At 41.5% G+C, this 16,824-nt stretch carries 10 protein-coding genes; 8 read left to right on the forward strand and 2 right to left on the reverse strand.

Annotated features, from left to right (window positions below; all coding sequences use genetic code 11):
- The first annotated feature begins 7 nt into the window (after positions 1-7).
- The 7 genes from I6E11_RS07005 (at position 8) to tpx (ending at position 12,167) form a co-directional block, all read left to right on the forward strand.
- Positions 8-3,157 carry an efflux RND transporter permease subunit gene (locus I6E11_RS07005; protein WP_235337299.1) on the forward strand — a complete coding sequence of 1,050 codons (3,150 nt, stop codon included), beginning with the start codon at positions 8-10 and terminating at the stop codon, positions 3,155-3,157.
- A complete protein-coding gene (locus tag I6E11_RS07010; protein ID WP_235337301.1) occupies positions 3,144-4,580 on the forward strand; it encodes an efflux transporter outer membrane subunit in 1,437 nt (478 codons plus the stop codon). Before I6E11_RS07005 ends, I6E11_RS07010 begins: the two co-directional genes overlap by 14 nt.
- A 281-nt stretch (positions 4,581-4,861) precedes the next feature.
- Complete coding sequence (locus I6E11_RS07015) at positions 4,862-5,467, forward strand: DUF2975 domain-containing protein (protein WP_235337303.1); 606 nt, start codon at positions 4,862-4,864, stop codon at positions 5,465-5,467.
- Positions 5,468-5,487: 20 nt separating this feature from the next.
- Complete coding sequence (locus tag I6E11_RS07020; RefSeq protein ID WP_204390448.1) at positions 5,488-5,694, forward strand: helix-turn-helix domain-containing protein; 207 nt, start codon at positions 5,488-5,490, stop codon at positions 5,692-5,694.
- A gap of 85 nt (positions 5,695-5,779) precedes the next feature.
- On the forward strand, positions 5,780-8,599 hold the full coding sequence (locus I6E11_RS07025) for a M16 family metallopeptidase (protein ID WP_235337305.1): 2,820 nt from the start codon (positions 5,780-5,782) through the stop codon (positions 8,597-8,599).
- A 369-nt stretch (positions 8,600-8,968) separates the two neighbouring features.
- Complete coding sequence (locus tag I6E11_RS07030; RefSeq protein WP_235337306.1) at positions 8,969-11,488, forward strand: DUF5686 family protein; 2,520 nt, start codon at positions 8,969-8,971, stop codon at positions 11,486-11,488.
- A gap of 154 nt (positions 11,489-11,642) precedes the next feature.
- The gene (gene tpx, locus I6E11_RS07035) at positions 11,643-12,167 is read left to right on the forward strand and encodes a thiol peroxidase (RefSeq protein WP_235337317.1); all 525 of its coding nucleotides are present in this window, start codon (positions 11,643-11,645) and stop codon (positions 12,165-12,167) included.
- A gap of 184 nt (positions 12,168-12,351) precedes the next feature.
- Here the strand turns inward: tpx and I6E11_RS07040 are convergent, their stop codons facing one another.
- Positions 12,352-13,494: an iron-containing alcohol dehydrogenase gene (locus I6E11_RS07040; protein ID WP_235337319.1), complete on the reverse strand. Its 1,143-nt coding sequence runs from the start codon at positions 13,492-13,494 to the stop codon at positions 12,352-12,354.
- 216 nt (positions 13,495-13,710) lie between these two features.
- Between I6E11_RS07040 and I6E11_RS07045 the strand changes: the two genes are divergently transcribed.
- A complete protein-coding gene (locus I6E11_RS07045; RefSeq protein WP_235337309.1) occupies positions 13,711-15,213 on the forward strand; it encodes a glycoside hydrolase family 10-like protein in 1,503 nt (500 codons plus the stop codon).
- Positions 15,214-15,310: 97 nt separating this feature from the next.
- On the opposite strand, the gene I6E11_RS07050 is transcribed toward I6E11_RS07045, so the two are convergent.
- Positions 15,311-16,600 carry an O-acetylhomoserine aminocarboxypropyltransferase/cysteine synthase family protein gene (locus I6E11_RS07050; RefSeq protein WP_235337311.1) on the reverse strand — a complete coding sequence of 430 codons (1,290 nt, stop codon included), beginning with the start codon at positions 16,598-16,600 and terminating at the stop codon, positions 15,311-15,313.
- Positions 16,601-16,824: the final 224 nt, after the last annotated feature.

The following is a 16,824-nucleotide window of genomic DNA, read 5'->3' on the forward strand; positions in this document are numbered from 1 at the left end:
TCAGCCTATGTTCAAGTTATTTATTCGTCGTCCGATTCTCTCGGCGGTTATTTCCGTAATATTTGTGTGTCTGGGAGTACTGGCTATCGTGTCGCTTCCTATCACTCAGTATCCGGACATCGTGCCGCCTTCTGTTACGGTAACTGCCCGCTACACGGGTGCCAGTGCCGATGTTATGACCAAGACTGTAGCAACTCCGCTTGAACGTGCCATCAACGGTGTGCCGGGCATGACTTATATGACTACAGTGTGTACCAACGACGGTATGTCGCTCACCACTATCTATTTCAAGGTAGGAACAGACCCTGATGTGGCTGCGGTGAACGTACAGAACCGTGTGACTACAGTGCTCGATGAGTTGCCAGAAGAAGTTATCCGTGCCGGTGTGGTTACGGAGAAAGAGGTTAACAGTATGTTGATGTACCTCAACATCTTCAGTACTGATAGCACTCATACAGAGAAATTCGTATACAACTTTGCCGATATCAATATCCTCCGCGAGCTGAAACGTATTGATGGTGTGGGATTTGTTGAAATCATGGGTAGCCGTGACTACGCTATGCGTGTATGGCTTAACCCTAGCCGTCTGGCTGCATATAACATGGTGCCACAGGATGTAACAGAAGCCATCCGCCGTCAGAACATCGAGGCTGCACCGGGTAAGACAGGTATCAGTTCCGACAAACTTCCGCAGCAGTTGCAGTACGTATTGCAGTATACAGGTAAGTTCAGTACCCCTGAAGAGTATGGAGAGATTGTATTGAAGGCAATGCCTGACGGTTCGCTCCTTCGACTCAAGGATGTGGCAACCATTGAATTCGACTCTGAGGACTATAATATGATTTCCATGACAGACGGTCGTCCTTCGGCATCTATCATGATTAAGCAGCGTCCGGGTTCAAACGCCAGCGAGGTCATCAAGAACATCAAGACCCGTATGGCAGAAATCAAGGAAAGCAGCTTTGCTCCGGGTATGGAATATAACATTGCGTACGACGTGTCGCGCTTCCTCGATGCCTCTATTGCATCAGTGTTGAAAACACTTGTCGAGGCCTTCCTCTTGGTGTTCGTCGTGGTATATATCTTCCTTCAGGACTTCCGTTCTACGCTTATTCCTGCCATAGCCGTTCCGGTGTCACTTGTCGGAACATTCTTCTTCATGCAGGCTTTGGGCTTCTCTATAAACATGCTTACACTGTTTGCCCTTGTGCTTGCCATAGGTATTGTGGTGGATAATGCCATAGTCGTGGTAGAGGCAGTGCATGTGAAGATGCACGAAGATAAACTCTCTCCATATAAGGCCTCTGTGGCTGCAATGAAGGAAATAGGTGGTGCTATCGTTGCCATTACTCTTGTAATGTCGGCCGTGTTTGTGCCTGTAGGTTTCATGGAAGGTACAGTGGGTATCTTCTACCGTCAGTTCTCGCTTACACTTGCTGTGGCTATCGTTATTTCGGGTGTCAATGCCTTGACTCTGTCGCCTGCGCTATGTGCCATGCTGCTCCGTCCGGCCACTCACGGAAAGAAGAAAGCCACTCTCATGCGCCGTTTCTTCGTTTCGTTCAACCGCGGATATGGACGTTTTGAACGTCGTTATAACCTCGGACTTTCGAAGTACCTGGGCCGCAGCTCATTCACATATCTCACTCTGTTGCTTTTCCTCGTGGCTACATACGGTATCAACCTCGTTCTTCCTACAGGATTTATCCCTAACGAAGACCAGGGTATGATATATATCAACGTAGATGCACCTCCGGGGGCAACTGTTGAACGAAGTGAGAAAGCATTGAGTCAGGTTCAGGCAGCGCTTCTTCCACTTGAGGAAATTGAGAGTATTTCTACACTGGCCGGCTACAGTCTTATGACCGAGACAGAAGGTGCCAGCTACGGTATGGGTATGATAAACCTTAAGCCGTGGGATGAAAGAGAGCAGACAGTGGACGAACTTATGCGTACATACGCCGACCGCGTATCGCATATCAAGGATGCTGACATTCAGTTCTTCCTTCCTCCTTCAGTTCCTGGTTTCGGTAATGCCAGCGGTTTCGAACTTCGTCTGCAGGACAAGACAGTGGGCGATTTCCATGAGTTTGCCGGAGTGGCAAATACCCTTGTAGAGAGATTGAATGCCGACCCTCGCATACAGGGTGTTACTTCAGGATTTAACCCTAACTTCCCTCAGTATCTTCTGAAGGTGGATTTGGCAAAGGCTGCCAAGTTGGGTGTAGACCTTGACAAGTCGATGGAAACTCTTCAGGCATATATCGGAAGTTTCTATTCCTCAAACTTCATCCGTTTCGGACAGATGTATAAGGTTATGATTCAGGCTTCTCCTGAGTACCGTATGAATCCGGAAGACATTTATAAACTTTATGCCAAGAATAACGATGGTAATGTGGTGCCATATTCCAACTTCCTGACTATGGAACGTATCTATGGTCCTAGCCAGATTACACGTTACAACATGTTTACTTCCGCACTTATTACCGGTGAAGGTGAGGGTGGAGTAAGTACCGGTGAGGTAATCAAGGTGGTAGAAGAAATCTGTAAGGAAGTTCTTCCTCGCGGTTACGATGTTGAATGGTCGGGTGTTACACGTGAGGAGAAAGACTCCGGCGGACAGACATTCATGATATTCGGTATCTGTCTTCTGTTCGTATATCTGCTTCTAGCGGCACAGTATGAGAGTTTGCTTCTGCCGTTCTCAGTTATCCTGTCGTTGCCTGCTGGTATCTTCGGTTCTTACTTCTTCCTCCAGATAGCAGGACTTGAAAACAATATCTACGCCCAGGTGGCGCTCGTCATGCTTATCGGTCTGTTGGGTAAGAATGCCATCCTTATTGTGGAGATGGCAAACCAGTTCCGTGCAGCCGGTGCTTCACCTTTCGAAGCTGCTGTCAAGGGAGCCGTGAGCCGTCTGCGTCCTATCCTTATGACTTCGTTCGCATTCATCTGCGGTCTTATTCCGCTTGTGCTTGCTACAGGAGCCGGAGCTTTGGGTAACCGTTCTATCGGTACAGCCGCTGCAGGAGGTATGTTTATCGGTACATTCGTAGGAATCTTCCTTGTGCCGGGATTATATTTGGTATTTGAAACACTGTCGGTTTATCTTAACCGCAATAAAGTCAGCTATTTAGAAGAAGATGATGAAGAATAAATTTGCATATATAGCTTTTATGGCTTCGGCACTGGCAATGGGAGGGTGTAAGGCACCTTCCCTTACGCCGACGGAGAAGTTCGACCTGCCCGAAGCGTTTATAGAAGATACAGATACAGCCACAATGGCTTCCCTTTCATGGAAAGAGTTTTTCCCTGATGCATATCTTGTTGAGTATATAGACTCTGCACTGGCCAACAATCATTCTTTCCTTAAGACTATAGAGAATGTTTCCATAGCCCGTGCACAGATGAAAGCCGGGAAGGGTGCGTTGTTCCCAGAGATATCATTGGGCATTGACGGAGGTATACAGCGTTTCGGCGAGTACACTATGGACGGTGTGGGAAACAGCACTACCAACACTCCGGATTTGGCCAAGGACAAGCATATCCCTGACCCATATAAGAATCTGAACCTCGGTCTGAACTTCCAGTGGGAGGCCGATATATGGGGAAAACTCACCGACAAGAAACATTCGGCAGTGTCGCGCTGGATGAAATCTGTTGAGGCCCAACGCCTTGCGCAGACCATGCTTGTAGGTGAAGTGGCAGATATGTATTACAGACTTGTAGGCCTTGACAAGAAACAATATGTACTTGAGGAAGCTATCCGCAAGACTGGAGCTTCATATCTTCTTGCCAATGAGTTGATGAACGAAGGTGAAGAGTCCAGACTCTCTGTCGACCAGTTCCGTTCCCGTCGCCTGAAACTTGAAGAAATGCTTCTTGATACCGAACAGCAGATAGCTGAAACAGAACGTGCATTTGCATTACTGTTAGGACGTATGCCTTTCGAAATCAAACGTTCGTCATTCGAAACCATCAGTGATTTTACATTTCCTGTAGAGACAGGCATACCGGCTCAGATTTTGCGTAATCGTCCTGATGTGGTTGCTGCCGAACTGGAACTCCTGGCATGCAAGTCGGATGCATCTGCGGCACGAAAGGCTTTTTTCCCTTCGCTTGTTATTGGGGGAGGGGCAGGATTCAATGCCTTCAGCCTTGAGAAATGGTTTGCTTCGCCTGCATCAATGGTTTATAATCTGGCAGCAGGAATATCAGCACCGATATTCAAGCGTAATGAAATACGTGCCTTGTGGGAAGAGGCGAACGGACGTCAGCGCATAGCATTGCTTGACTATCACGAGACTGTTCTCCGCTCATATCTTGAAGTTGTAGATCTGATTACTTCGTCCGAACAGATGAATCTTCGTAAGGCTCTTAAGGAGGAAGAAAGCCGTATACACCATCGCGCTATTTACAATGCCAACGAACTGTTCAAGACAGGTTTTGCCGGCTATCTGGATGTTCTTTCAGCCGACGAACGTTACCTTGACTGTGAACTGGAAAGAATAGAATTGAACATTGCCTACTGTCGTGTTCACACGATGCTTTACAGAGCACTCGGAGGCGGTAGTTTCTGATAGAAATAATTTGTTTGAAAAACGTCCTGTCATTTTGATTAAAACGCTTTGTCGTTTTGGTTAAAATGACAGGACGTTTTCTTTTGCGTATGTTTTATAATTGAAAAACTCATTCTTTTATCGCATTAAATTAAAAATATATCGAAATTCGATAAATTTTTCTTGTTTTTCTTTTGTGAATCAAAAATAGTATATATATTTGCATATCGAAAAACGATAAATAATTATTGAAAACAAGTAATAGACGATTAAAATAATAGCAACAAATAAACATTGGGATTATGAAAACAGTACGTATTTTAGGGTTTGTAGTAATAGTGATAATCGTATTTTTCGCTTCTACAGACGGTTTTAAGGGATTTAAGGATGGATGGAATGCAGTTCCTGATATTTCGTCTGATATCAATCCAGTTTCCCTGTCAGTTGTTCCTGATAAGACGTTGGTGCCGGACAGTATTTATAATATCGAATTGCAGAGAAATGTTTCTTATAAGATGAATGGTATTGAAACATATGTTTCTCGCAGTAATAACGTTTACTATAAGTTTATTAATTTCGTAGTGCCGTTCGTTTTTTTCTTTATATATGGTTGTTATTGCTTGGTTAGACTGCTGGTTGATATATGTCGTAATCAAGTCCTTACCAGAAAGAATGTGCGCCGTATGCGTTTCTTTATCTATTCTTTTATGTTACTTCTTGCATCTTTGGAATTGGTAAGATATCTCGAATATGTGCAGGTGGTGAACGAAATAACTTTACCGACAGGTTATTCTTTTGACGATTTCGGATTGAAAGGCCCTTGGATGTTGATAATGTTGTTGGTATTGTTTGTCGAAATATTTGCCAAAGCAGAGAAAATTAAGGAAGAAAATGATTTGACCATTTGATAGATTAAAAACTGACATATATGCCTATAATAGTAAACTTGGACGTAATGATGGCGAAACGGAAGATTTCGCTTGGTGAACTGGCCGAACGCATAGACCTTACTCCGGCAAACCTTTCTATACTTAAAACTGGAAAGGCTAAAGCTATACGTTTCTCTACATTGGAGGCTATCTGTAAGGAACTGGACTGCCAGCCAGGAGATATTCTGGAATACAGGGATGAATGATGTATTAACGTAAAGATAACATAAACTAATCTTTTTTTTTGCGTATACCTTTGCAGCATAAGAACAACTAAACAATATAAAAATTATGAGAAGAATGATTAAACTGGCTTTTGTAGCCATTGCAGGATTTGCTTGCATGCCGGTAGATGTCATGGCACAGCAGATGCCTCCGGTACCGGTAGACAAGGAAGTGAGAATAGGTAAACTGGATAACGGACTTACATACTATATCCGTCATAATGAATATCCTAAGAATCAGGTAGATTTCTATATCGCCCAGAAGGTGGGTAGTATCCTCGAAGAGGATAACCAGCGCGGTTTGGCGCATTTCCTTGAACATATGTGTTTCAACGGAACAAAGAACTTCCCGGGAAACTCGATGATTAAATGGCTGGAGTCTGTAGGCGTGAAGTTCGGTTATAATCTGAATGCCTATACCAGCATTGACGAAACTGTATATCGTATCTCCAGTGTACCTACAGAGCGTATCGGGGTACAGGATTCATGCTTGATGATTCTGTCCGACTGGGCTGACGGTCTGTTGCTCGAAGGTAAGGAGATAGACGAGGAACGTTCGGTTATACACGAGGAATGGAGAAGCCAGCTACCTCCAAATATGAGAATAATGGAGAAACTGCTTCCTGAGATATATCCTGACAGCAGATACGGACACCGTCTTCCTATAGGAACAATGGAAGTGGTGGGTAATTTTCCACATCAGGCTTTGCGTGATTATTATGAGAAGTGGTACCGTCCAGACCTGCAGGGTATAGTAGTGGTGGGTGACATTGATGTGGACCGCATAGAAGGCAAGATCAAGGAACTGTTCTCAAAGATTGAGAAACCTGTAAATCCGGCTGAGAGGGTTTACTACCCGGTGGCGGACAATGAAAAGCCTATTGTAGCTTTCGGCTCGGATAAGGAGCAGGATAAGTATGTGGCTCAGATTATGTTCAAGTATGATGCCCTGCCTGATTCATTGAAAGGTACAATGGCTGATATTACAACCGCTTATCTGCTTGATATGGCCCAGATGATGCTTCAGATAAGACTGAACGAACAGGGACAGAAGGCAGATGCTCCGTTTGCAGTAGCTTCCGCATTTTACGGTGAATTTATTATGGCAAAGACTAAACAGGCCTTTCAGCTGGCAATGATACCTAAAGGTAACAGTTTTGACGAAGGATTGAAGGCTGTCTATCGTGAGGCTCTCCGTGCAAAGAGGGGAGGATTTACTGCCACTGAGTATGCACGTTGCCGCACAGAATATCTTTCTCAGCTTGAAAAGGCATACAACAACCGCAACCAGCAGGAAAACAAGACTCTTGCTGAATCGTATGTGCGCAACTTCATTGACAAGAAACCTATACCTGGTATAGAGACAGAATATCAGATGATGAGTATGATTGTGAACCAGATACCTGTAGAAGCCGTAAATCAGGTGTTCTCGCAGATTGTTTCGGACAAGAACCTGGTTGTTCTCGGTATGATGCCTGCACGTGAGGGTGAGTCCTGTCCTAAGGATGAAGAAATACTCGCATTGCTTTCTCAGGTGGAAGCCGAAAACATTGCTCCTTATGTGGACAACGTGAAAGATGAACCTCTGGTAAGCGAATTGCCGGCAGCCGGAAAGGTGGTGAAGGAAAACATACTTTCTGATTTCGGAGCCAAAGAGTGGATTCTTTCAAACGGTGCTAAGGTCATATTGAAGAAAACTGACTTCAAGGCTGATGAGATAAATATGATGGCTGTGGCAAAAGGCGGTACTTCAGTCTATGGAAACGACAAGACTGCTGATTTGATGTTTATGCCATTAGTGCTTCAGCAGCATGGTTTGGGTAACTTTACCAATTCTGATTTGACAAAACTGATGGCTGGTAAACAGGTTTCTCTGAATGTCTCTTTCGATGATTATGTACGTAATCTTTATGGAAACACCACTCCAAAGGACTTGAAGACATATATGGAGATGATATACATGACTTTCACAGGACTTACTGTAACAGAGGATGAATTTGCCGCTATGCAGAATCTTTATAAGGGTTTGATTCATAATCAGGAACAGAACCCTAACTTTATATTCCAGAAGAAAGTACAGGAGTTCCTTTATACTTCGCCAAACAAGCAGGTTCTAGGAGTTAGTGATATAGAGAAAGCAAATCGCGAAAATATCCTTTCTATCATACGTGAGCAACTTGCTAATGCAGCAGACTTTACATTCGTGTTTAGCGGTAACTTTGATGAGGCCGAACTGAAAACACTGGTAGAACAGTATATAGCTTCATTACCATCGGTGAAAGGAAAGAAACAAAAGGTTAAATATGACAGTGCTGTAGAAATCAAGCCTGGAAGTGAAGAAAAAGATTTTACAATGAAGATGGAAGTTCCTCAGGGAAGTGCGGCAGTTGTAATCAGCGGAAAGATGCCTTACTCATTCAAGAACAGACTGATGGCTTCAATGTCGGCTCAGATAATCTCTACTCGTCTTTTGACTGAGGTTCGCGAAAAGGAAGGTGCTGTTTACAGTATATATACTCAAGGCTCACAGGACAGGCTGTCTGAAATGTCAGTTACATATCAGACTATATTCCAGGTTAAGCCTGAAAAGAAAGACCGTGCACTGGAAATAATCCGCAGTGAGTTTGAAAAACTGGCAAAGGAAACTCCTACAGAGGAGCTTGACAAGGTGAAGGAATTTATGGTTAAGCAGTACGCAGAAAACGAACATACCAATAGTTATTGGTGTTCAATGATAGCAGGCAACGAACTAAAACCGTCTGAAGTATTTGTTAATGCTGAAGAGGTAATTTTGTCTGTCACTCCAAAAGACCTTTCGGAATATGTCGGCAAAGTTATGAAACAGAATAATTATAGGGTATTGGTTATGATGCCTGAAAGCAAATAATAAAAAAGGCCTGGTTTCATATTGTGTGATATCGCCACAATAGAACCAGGCCTTTTTATATGTATATTTACTGTAGCTTATCTTTATACGTGCAAATCTAGAATGTGGCATTCCGGAACTATAGTTGTATCATGAGTCTCTGTCTACGTCTTTGTCGGATAGGAAACATTATAATTCAAGTGTGCTATATCATATAATTGTATTTGGTTTCTTGTTTTTTTATATATTATTGCTATCTTTACGAATATTGAAAAAATATTTGTAATCAAAGTTTATTGGATGATGATTCGTAAAGTAGCTTTTTTTATATTGTTGTTCATAATATTAACCATGCAATTTTCGGTTGCACAGGTTTTTAGTGGTCGTATAATGGCAGAAGACAGCACTGCAGTTTCATATTCAACAATATACAGTCGTGAGTCTGGTATAGGAATAACTGCCGATGGAAACGGATTGTTCTCTACACATATTCCGGCAGGTAAATACAGATTTGAGGTCTCAGCACTTGGTTTTGAGGCCCGTACAATAGACGTGAGTATTGATGAGGATGGGTACGACTGTACAATTATGTTGCGTGAACAGGTTTACCGTTTGAAAGAAGTTACCGTAACGGGAGGTAATGAGGACCCTGCTTTTCGTGTCATGCGCAATGTACTGGCAAACGCAGGAAGGAATAAACGCCTTGTAGACTCTTATTCTGTGACAAATTATGCAAAAGGTACTGGACAGATAACGAAAGTACCGGAAATATTCAGGTTGTCGGACGATTTTGCACGCGACAGTGCCGAAATATGTGGCTCTGCTTATGTAATGGAAGGTGTGTACGATATTGACTATAAATATCCGGATAGTTACAATACTGTAATAACAGCATTCAAATCGTCATTCCCTATTGAAATGCCTGTTCAGATTTGGAATCCTTCTGATCTGGATTTTTATTCTGATTATGTTGGAGGTGGTATTTCTCCTCTTGGCAGAAATGCTTTATCTGCATATAGTTTTAAACTGGAAGGCTATTATATGAATGATGAAGGGCGTATGATTAACAAGATCAGGTTAATACCAAAAGGAAAAAGTTCTGCAGCATTCACCGGGCATATATACATAGTAGAGGATTTATGGTGTTTGTCGGATGCCGACCTTTATATTTCTAATTCCATGTATAGCATAAATCTTATTGTAAATGCTAAAGAAATGCGGAATGGAGTATTTTTGCCTGCAACATCAAGCATAAAGGCTAATGCTTCAGTAATGGGCATGGAATTATCTTTTGGACTTTTCTCTTCTTCTAACTATTCTGATATAGATATTGCTGAAATGGACTCTGATTATAGTAACTTTAAAACAGAGGTGAGTAATAGAATTACGGACAATAAAAAGAAAGTACGTGCAGAACGGATTGGGGAGGAAATAGCCGAAATAATGTCCGATGGTGAACTGACTACCAAAAAAGCAATTAAGGTAGTAAAATTGAATGAAAAGTTGTCCGAGCTGCAATTAACAGATACTTTGAAAGGAGCGGAGCGATATAATCTTGATTTGAGGGCTGTCCGTAAACAGAATGTGCTTGAAGGTGCTATGACACGCGATTCTCTTTACTGGGCTTCAGCCCGTATGGTTCCCCTTAATGACGAAGAATCCCTGAGTTACAAGAAATCTGAAGAGGAATTGCTGAAGGATTCAGTTAAGAGGCTTTCTGTTCTTGAATTATTGGCTGGGCATAAATTCTATAACAAAACACGCAAATTATGGATAAAAAGTCCTGGAATGGATAGAATATTGTATGACATTAATGCTGTTGACGGATTTAACATTGGAGCAGATGTAGAATTAGGCCTTGATTTAAATAATGGTGGAGAAATATCTCTCAGACCTTGGGGATATTATCTTACTCATAGAAAGGATGCAAACTATGGTGCTGAGCTTAACGTTGATTATGCTCCTGCTATAAACGGTAAAATGTCTGTTTCGGGTGGGCATGAAACAGCTGACTATAATGGTACACGAGGATATAGAAGATATTTTAATATGTTCTCTACATTCATATTTGGAGATAATTATGCAAAATTCTATGATAATAAATTTATAAGTTTCGATAATTCGGTTGATATTGCCAATGGCCTTGATTTTACGGTTGAAGCTGAATATTCTATGCGTTCTGTTTTAAATAATACAATACATAAGTTTAGAAAACATCTGTTTGAACCAAATGTTCCTGTATCAGAAAATTATAGAAGTATGCCGGACAACTCTATGTTGCATTTTTCAGGGACTATTAAATATACTCCTGCGTCTTATTATAGATATATTGATGGTAGAAAAGTTTACATAAAGTCGAAATACCCTACCTTTACTGCATCGTATGCTCATGGGTTTGAAATGGGTAATGAGACTGGCAGTAATTCTGTGTATAACAGAATTGAACTTGGCATATCTCATAAAGTCAATTTTGTAATGTCTGGTTTAAACTACTGGGTAAATGCTGGAATGTTTATTGACTCGAAGAATGTATATTTCCCTGATTTCCATCATGCTCCGGTAAATCCTTTTTATTTATCATTCTATGGCGATAAAGATTGCTTTATGTTGCCTGGGAATTATGAATACTCCACACCTGACAAGTGGGTGAGTGGCGGTGCAAGTTATAAAGCCGGCAGAATATTATTGAACTTTATACCGTTTCTAGACAAGCCTTTAAATACAGAAAGCATTGGGTTTAGGACTATGGCTGTTAAAGGACTGCCTGTGTTTAATGAAATAGAGTATCGTTATAACTACATGGATATAATCAGTATTGGTGTAGCTGCAGCATTCAGAGGCGACAAGTATGCGGGAGCAGGTTTCACTGTGGGTATACCTATTGGTAAGGTTTTATATCCGTTACATTAAACTTATTTGAATTTACTAAAAAGCCTCAATAATATGGAAAACAATTTCACTGATTTGTAATTGTTACAAAATAATAATTATATTTGCTGCAGAACCAATATCATTTTAAGTTATGAAAAAAATCGTTTCTGTATCTTTGTTTTTACTGGGCATTATGTTTTTTGATATAGCATTTGCTCAGGAAAAGGTTATTACACGCGGAGTAGAGGTGTCTACCAATGGTTATATGCCTGAAGTTGGTGTAAAGGCACCTGATTTCGCTGCTACAGATAAGGGTATGAATGAAATATCTCTTTCATCGTTCAAGGGTAAAAAAGTAGTTTTGAATATTTTTCCTAGCTTGGATACACCAACTTGTGCCCTTTCTGTGAGAAAGTTTAACACCGAAGCTGCCTCTTTTGAAAATACAGTTGTACTCTGCATTTCAAAGGATTTGCCTTTTGCCCAAACAAGATTCTGTTCTACCGAAGGTTTGGATAGGGTTGTACCTCTGTCTGTTTTTAGAAGTGAGGATTTTGACAAAAGCTATGGCTTGATTATTGCAGAAGGTCCTATGAGGGGATTGACAACAAGAGCTGTGATAGTAATTGATGAAACGGGAAAGATTATTTATAGGCAACTCGTAAAGAATGTTTCTGAAGAGCCTGATTATCAGAAGGCTATAGAACGATTGAAATAGAATGTTAATTCTCTTAAATAGAAAAATCCTCTTATCATAGAAATGGTTCTCTGATAAGAGGATTTTTAATGAAATGTGCATACAAATCTTGGTGCCGACGATGGTCGGCAGCACTGCTCACTATTGTCGGCAATGCTGTCGACCATCGTCAGCAGCAGTTTTTGTCTGCTCATTTATATAAAGTTTAGTATACCTTTTCAAGGATTTCTTTTGCAACAGTACCTGTTACCAGTCCGTCCTCGCCGAAGTGTACGCCTCTTTCATTGAAACGACGTTCAATTTCGTCTATCACTTCCCTGCCAATATTGTTTTCAGAAAGTGAAGTAGTAAGACCAAGTGAATTGAAGAACTCGCGAGTCTTGCGGATTATCTCGTTTATACGGAAATCATGTGTTCCGTTATTTACACCGAATACTCTAGTACCTACCTGCATGATTTTTTCACCTTTCTGCTGGCGGAGTACATCCATTGTGCCTGGAAGTATTATAGCAAGAGTATGTCCGTGAGTAAGTCCGGTAAGTGCTGTTACTTCGTGACCAATCATGTGTGTAGCCCAGTCCTGCGATACACCCATTGCGATGAAACCGTTAAGAGCCATTGTGGCACACATCATGAAGTCTGCCATATTCTGGTAGTCTTGCTTGTTTTCCTTGATTTTTGGAGCAATCTCTACCAGTGTCTGAAGGATGCTTTCTGCCCAGCGGTCCATTACTCTTGATTCGCCCGATTTAGTGAGATACTGTTCCATAACGTGTACGAATGTATCTGCAATGCCGCATGCAATCTGGTAGTCAGGCAGTGAGTAAGTAACTTCAGGGTCTAGGATTGAAAATTTAGGGAAGTTTGAGAAGAAGGCATACTTCTCTTTCGTTTCCTTGCATGAAATAACGGCACCGTCGTTCATTTCCGAACCTGTGGCTGGTATAGTCAGAACTGTTCCAAGAGGAATTGTTTTGTCGGCTTTTCCTTTTTTTACCAAATCCCATGCATCTCCATCGTAAAGCAGACCGGCAGAGATTAGTTTTGTTCCATCGATTACGGAACCACCTCCCACAGCAAGAAGAAAATCTACTTTTTCGGCTTTTCCAAGTGCAATAGCCTCGCGCAGGGTTTCTATGGCCGGATTTGGCTCTATACCCCAGAATTCAACAGTATTATGATTTTTCAGGGCTTCCTTTACCTGGTCGTATACTCCGTTTCTCTTTACACTTCCTCCGCCGAAAGTAATCATGATTTTCTTGTCGGTAGGTATCTCTTTGCTTAACTGGGCAATCATGCCTTTGCCCATAATCAGTTTTGTAGGATTCTGAAAACAAAAATTGTTCAACATATTATTCTGTTTTTATTGTTTTAAATTTGTTTGCAAATGTACATATTTATACCGATAGTTCAAACTATATATTTTTAACGAATATGTGTCTGTTTTTGTTTATCTCTTAATTAAGATAGGCTGCACCTCGGAATTAAAAATTGAAAACCCTGTTTTCACTTTGTACTTCATTCGGTTTGCGCTATCTTTGTACCCTCGAAAACTATATTAATCATGAATAGAATAAAAAAATTGATTGTTCTAGCTGTTTTGCTGCTGAATGTTTTTGCTTTCAGCGCTCAGACAGCATCTCCAAAACGTGAGTTTCGTGGGGCATGGATACAGTGTGTAAACGGACAGTTTCAGGGTATGCCTGCCGAAACTATGAAGCAAACTCTTCTGAAACAGCTTGATAATTTGCAGGGAGCAGGTATTAATGCCATTATATTTCAGGTCAGGGCCGAGGCTGATGCTTTATATAAGTCATCGTACGAACCGTGGAGCCGTTTTCTTACCGGTATTCAGGGTGTCCAGCCTTCGCCGGCTTGGGACCCGTTGCAGTTTATGATTGACGAATGTCATAAGCGCGGAATGGAACTGCATGCATGGATTAATCCATACCGTGCATGTACAAAGGGAACTACAAGATTGTCTCCTCTGCATCCTTATCACAAACATCCGGAACTGTTCGTGAAGTATGCAGGACAGCTTTATTTCGATCCTGGATTTCCTGACAACAGAAAGTATATATGTAAGATTGTTCGCGATATAGTGAGCCGATATGATGTAGATGCCATACACATGGACGACTATTTCTATCCTTATCCTAATCCCGGGGAGAACTTTCCTGACGATGTAAGTTTCGCTGCATACGGTCGTGGATTTACAGATAGGAACGAATGGAGAAGAAACAATGTGAATGTTCTTATCAAGGAACTTCATGAGACAATCCGTGAATGTAAGCCTTGGGTGAAATTCGGTATTTCTCCTTTCGGAATATATCGCAACAAACGTACTTCTCCTGAAGGTAGTGAAACTCGCGGATTGCAGAATTATGATGATTTGTATGCTGATGTTCTGTTGTGGGTGAACGAGGGTTGGATAGATTATAACATCCCGCAGGTATATTGGGAGATTGGTCATCCTGCTGCCGACTATGAAACTTTGGTTAAGTGGTGGGCCGAGAAATCCAGTGCGCGTCCTCTTTATATCGGTCAGGATGTATACAGAACTGTCAAGAAAGCAGATTTGGATAATCCTTCTGTACATCAAATGGGTGCAAAATATGATTTGCAGCGTTCGTTGCCTGCAGTGCAGGGCAGTTGTCAGTGGTATTCTGCTGCTGTAATAGAGAATCCGGGAAATTACAGGACTATATTGGCTAAGAATTATCATAAATATCCTGCTCTGCAGCCTCTATATCCGTTTATTGATGACAAAGCTCCTGGAAAGGTTAAAAAACTGAAGGATGTATGGACCGAGTATGGATATATTCTTTTCTGGACTGCTCCTAAAGCCAAGACAGAAATGGATGAGGCTGTTCAATACGTAGTCTACAGGTTTGAGAATAAGGAAAAGGTAAATCTTGATGATGCATCGAAGATAGTTGCCATAACAAGAGATACTTTCTATAAACTGCCTTATGAGGATGGAAAAACTAAGTACCGCTACGTGGTGACAGCCCTTGACAGACTGAATAATGAATCTAAAGCGGTATCGGAGAAGGTTAAACTGTAATCTATGTTTTCTGAATATATGTCTGCGGCTCAAGTTGCTTCATTAAACTTGAGCCGCAGCTGTTTTATGTAGTATTTAAACAGCGATTAAATACTACTTAAATGCTGTTTAAAGCTTGTTCCAAATCGTTCTTTAAATCGTCAATGTGTTCCAGACCAATAGATAGCCTGATAGTTCCCTGATGGATATCCTGTTCCAGAAGTTCGCTTTCATTCAACTGCGAATGTGTAGTGCTGGCAGGATGTATCACCAGCGATTTGGCATCTGCTACGTTTGCAAGCAATGAGAATATTTTCAGACTGTCTATAAATTTATGTGCCTCTTCCTTACCACCGTTTATCTCGAAAGTAAAGATTGAACCTCCGCCTTTAGGCAGGTATCTATTATACAGTCCATGATTAGGGTGGGATGGGAGTGAAGGATGGTTCACTTTCTTCACCTTTGGGTGGGAAGCAAGATACGAAACTATTTTAAGTGCGTTCTCTACGTGGCGTTCTACTCTCAGCGACAGAGTTTCAAGACCTTGCAGGAGCAAAAAGGCATTGAACGGGCTTATAGCTGCTCCTGTATCTCTAAGCAGTGTTGTTCTTATTCTCGTAACAAAAGCAGTGTTTGGGGCTAAATCTGTAAACCTTATTCCATGATATGATGCATCAGGTTCCGTAAGTTGAGGGAACTTTCCGGATGCTTTCCAGTTGAATTTCCCTGAATCTACAATAACTCCGCCAAGAGACGTTCCGTGTCCACCTATGAATTTTGTTGCAGAATGTACCACTATATCTGCGCCATGCTCTATCGGGCGAATAAGATACGGCGTTCCGAACGTATTGTCTATTATCAGAGGTATGTTGTGTCTGTGAGCTATGTCGGCAACTGCCTGTATGTCTATTATATTTGAATTCGGATTACCAAGTGTTTCAATAAATACGGCTTTTGTATTTTCTTGGATAGCCTTTTCAAAGTTCTCGATATTGTCAGGATCTACAAAGCTTGTGTTGATTCCGTATGTAGGAAGTGTGTGTGCCAGTAGGTTGTAGCTTCCTCCGTAAATAGTTTTTGCCGCTACTATATGGTCGCCTTGTTTGGCAATATTAAGGAAAGAATAGGTAATGGCTGCTGCTCCTGAGGCCACAGCAAGAGCAGCCTTTCCACCTTCAAGTGCTGCTATCCTTTGTTCTAAAACTCCCTGTGTTGGATTTCCCAGTCGTCCGTATATTTCTTCGCTCGCCTGAAGCCCGAACAAGGCTTCTGCATGTTCAGAATTGTTGAATACGTATGATGTAGTCTGGTATATAGGTACAGCCCTTGCACCTGTTGCCTTATCTGCGTTTTCCTGTCCTACGTGTAGCTGCAATGTCTCGAAATGTAGTTTCTGTGTATTTGTCATAATCTATATAGCTTTATTGTTACGTTTGCAAAGTTATATTCTATGGTGATATAATCCAATATTTATGTAAAATATAGAAAATATCACTATAATATATTATTACTGTCCGCTAAAAGTTCATACATCATTATAATGATAGGGCCGTCCTCCGATTTTGGAAGTCAGCCCTATTTTGGTTATCTTTGAGTCACCACACTAAAAGTTTAACCATGAGCAAAAGTACA

This window comes from Bacteroides caecigallinarum, from assembly GCF_021531075.1.
Taxonomy (GTDB): Bacteria; Bacteroidota; Bacteroidia; order Bacteroidales; family Bacteroidaceae; genus Phocaeicola; species Phocaeicola caecigallinarum_B.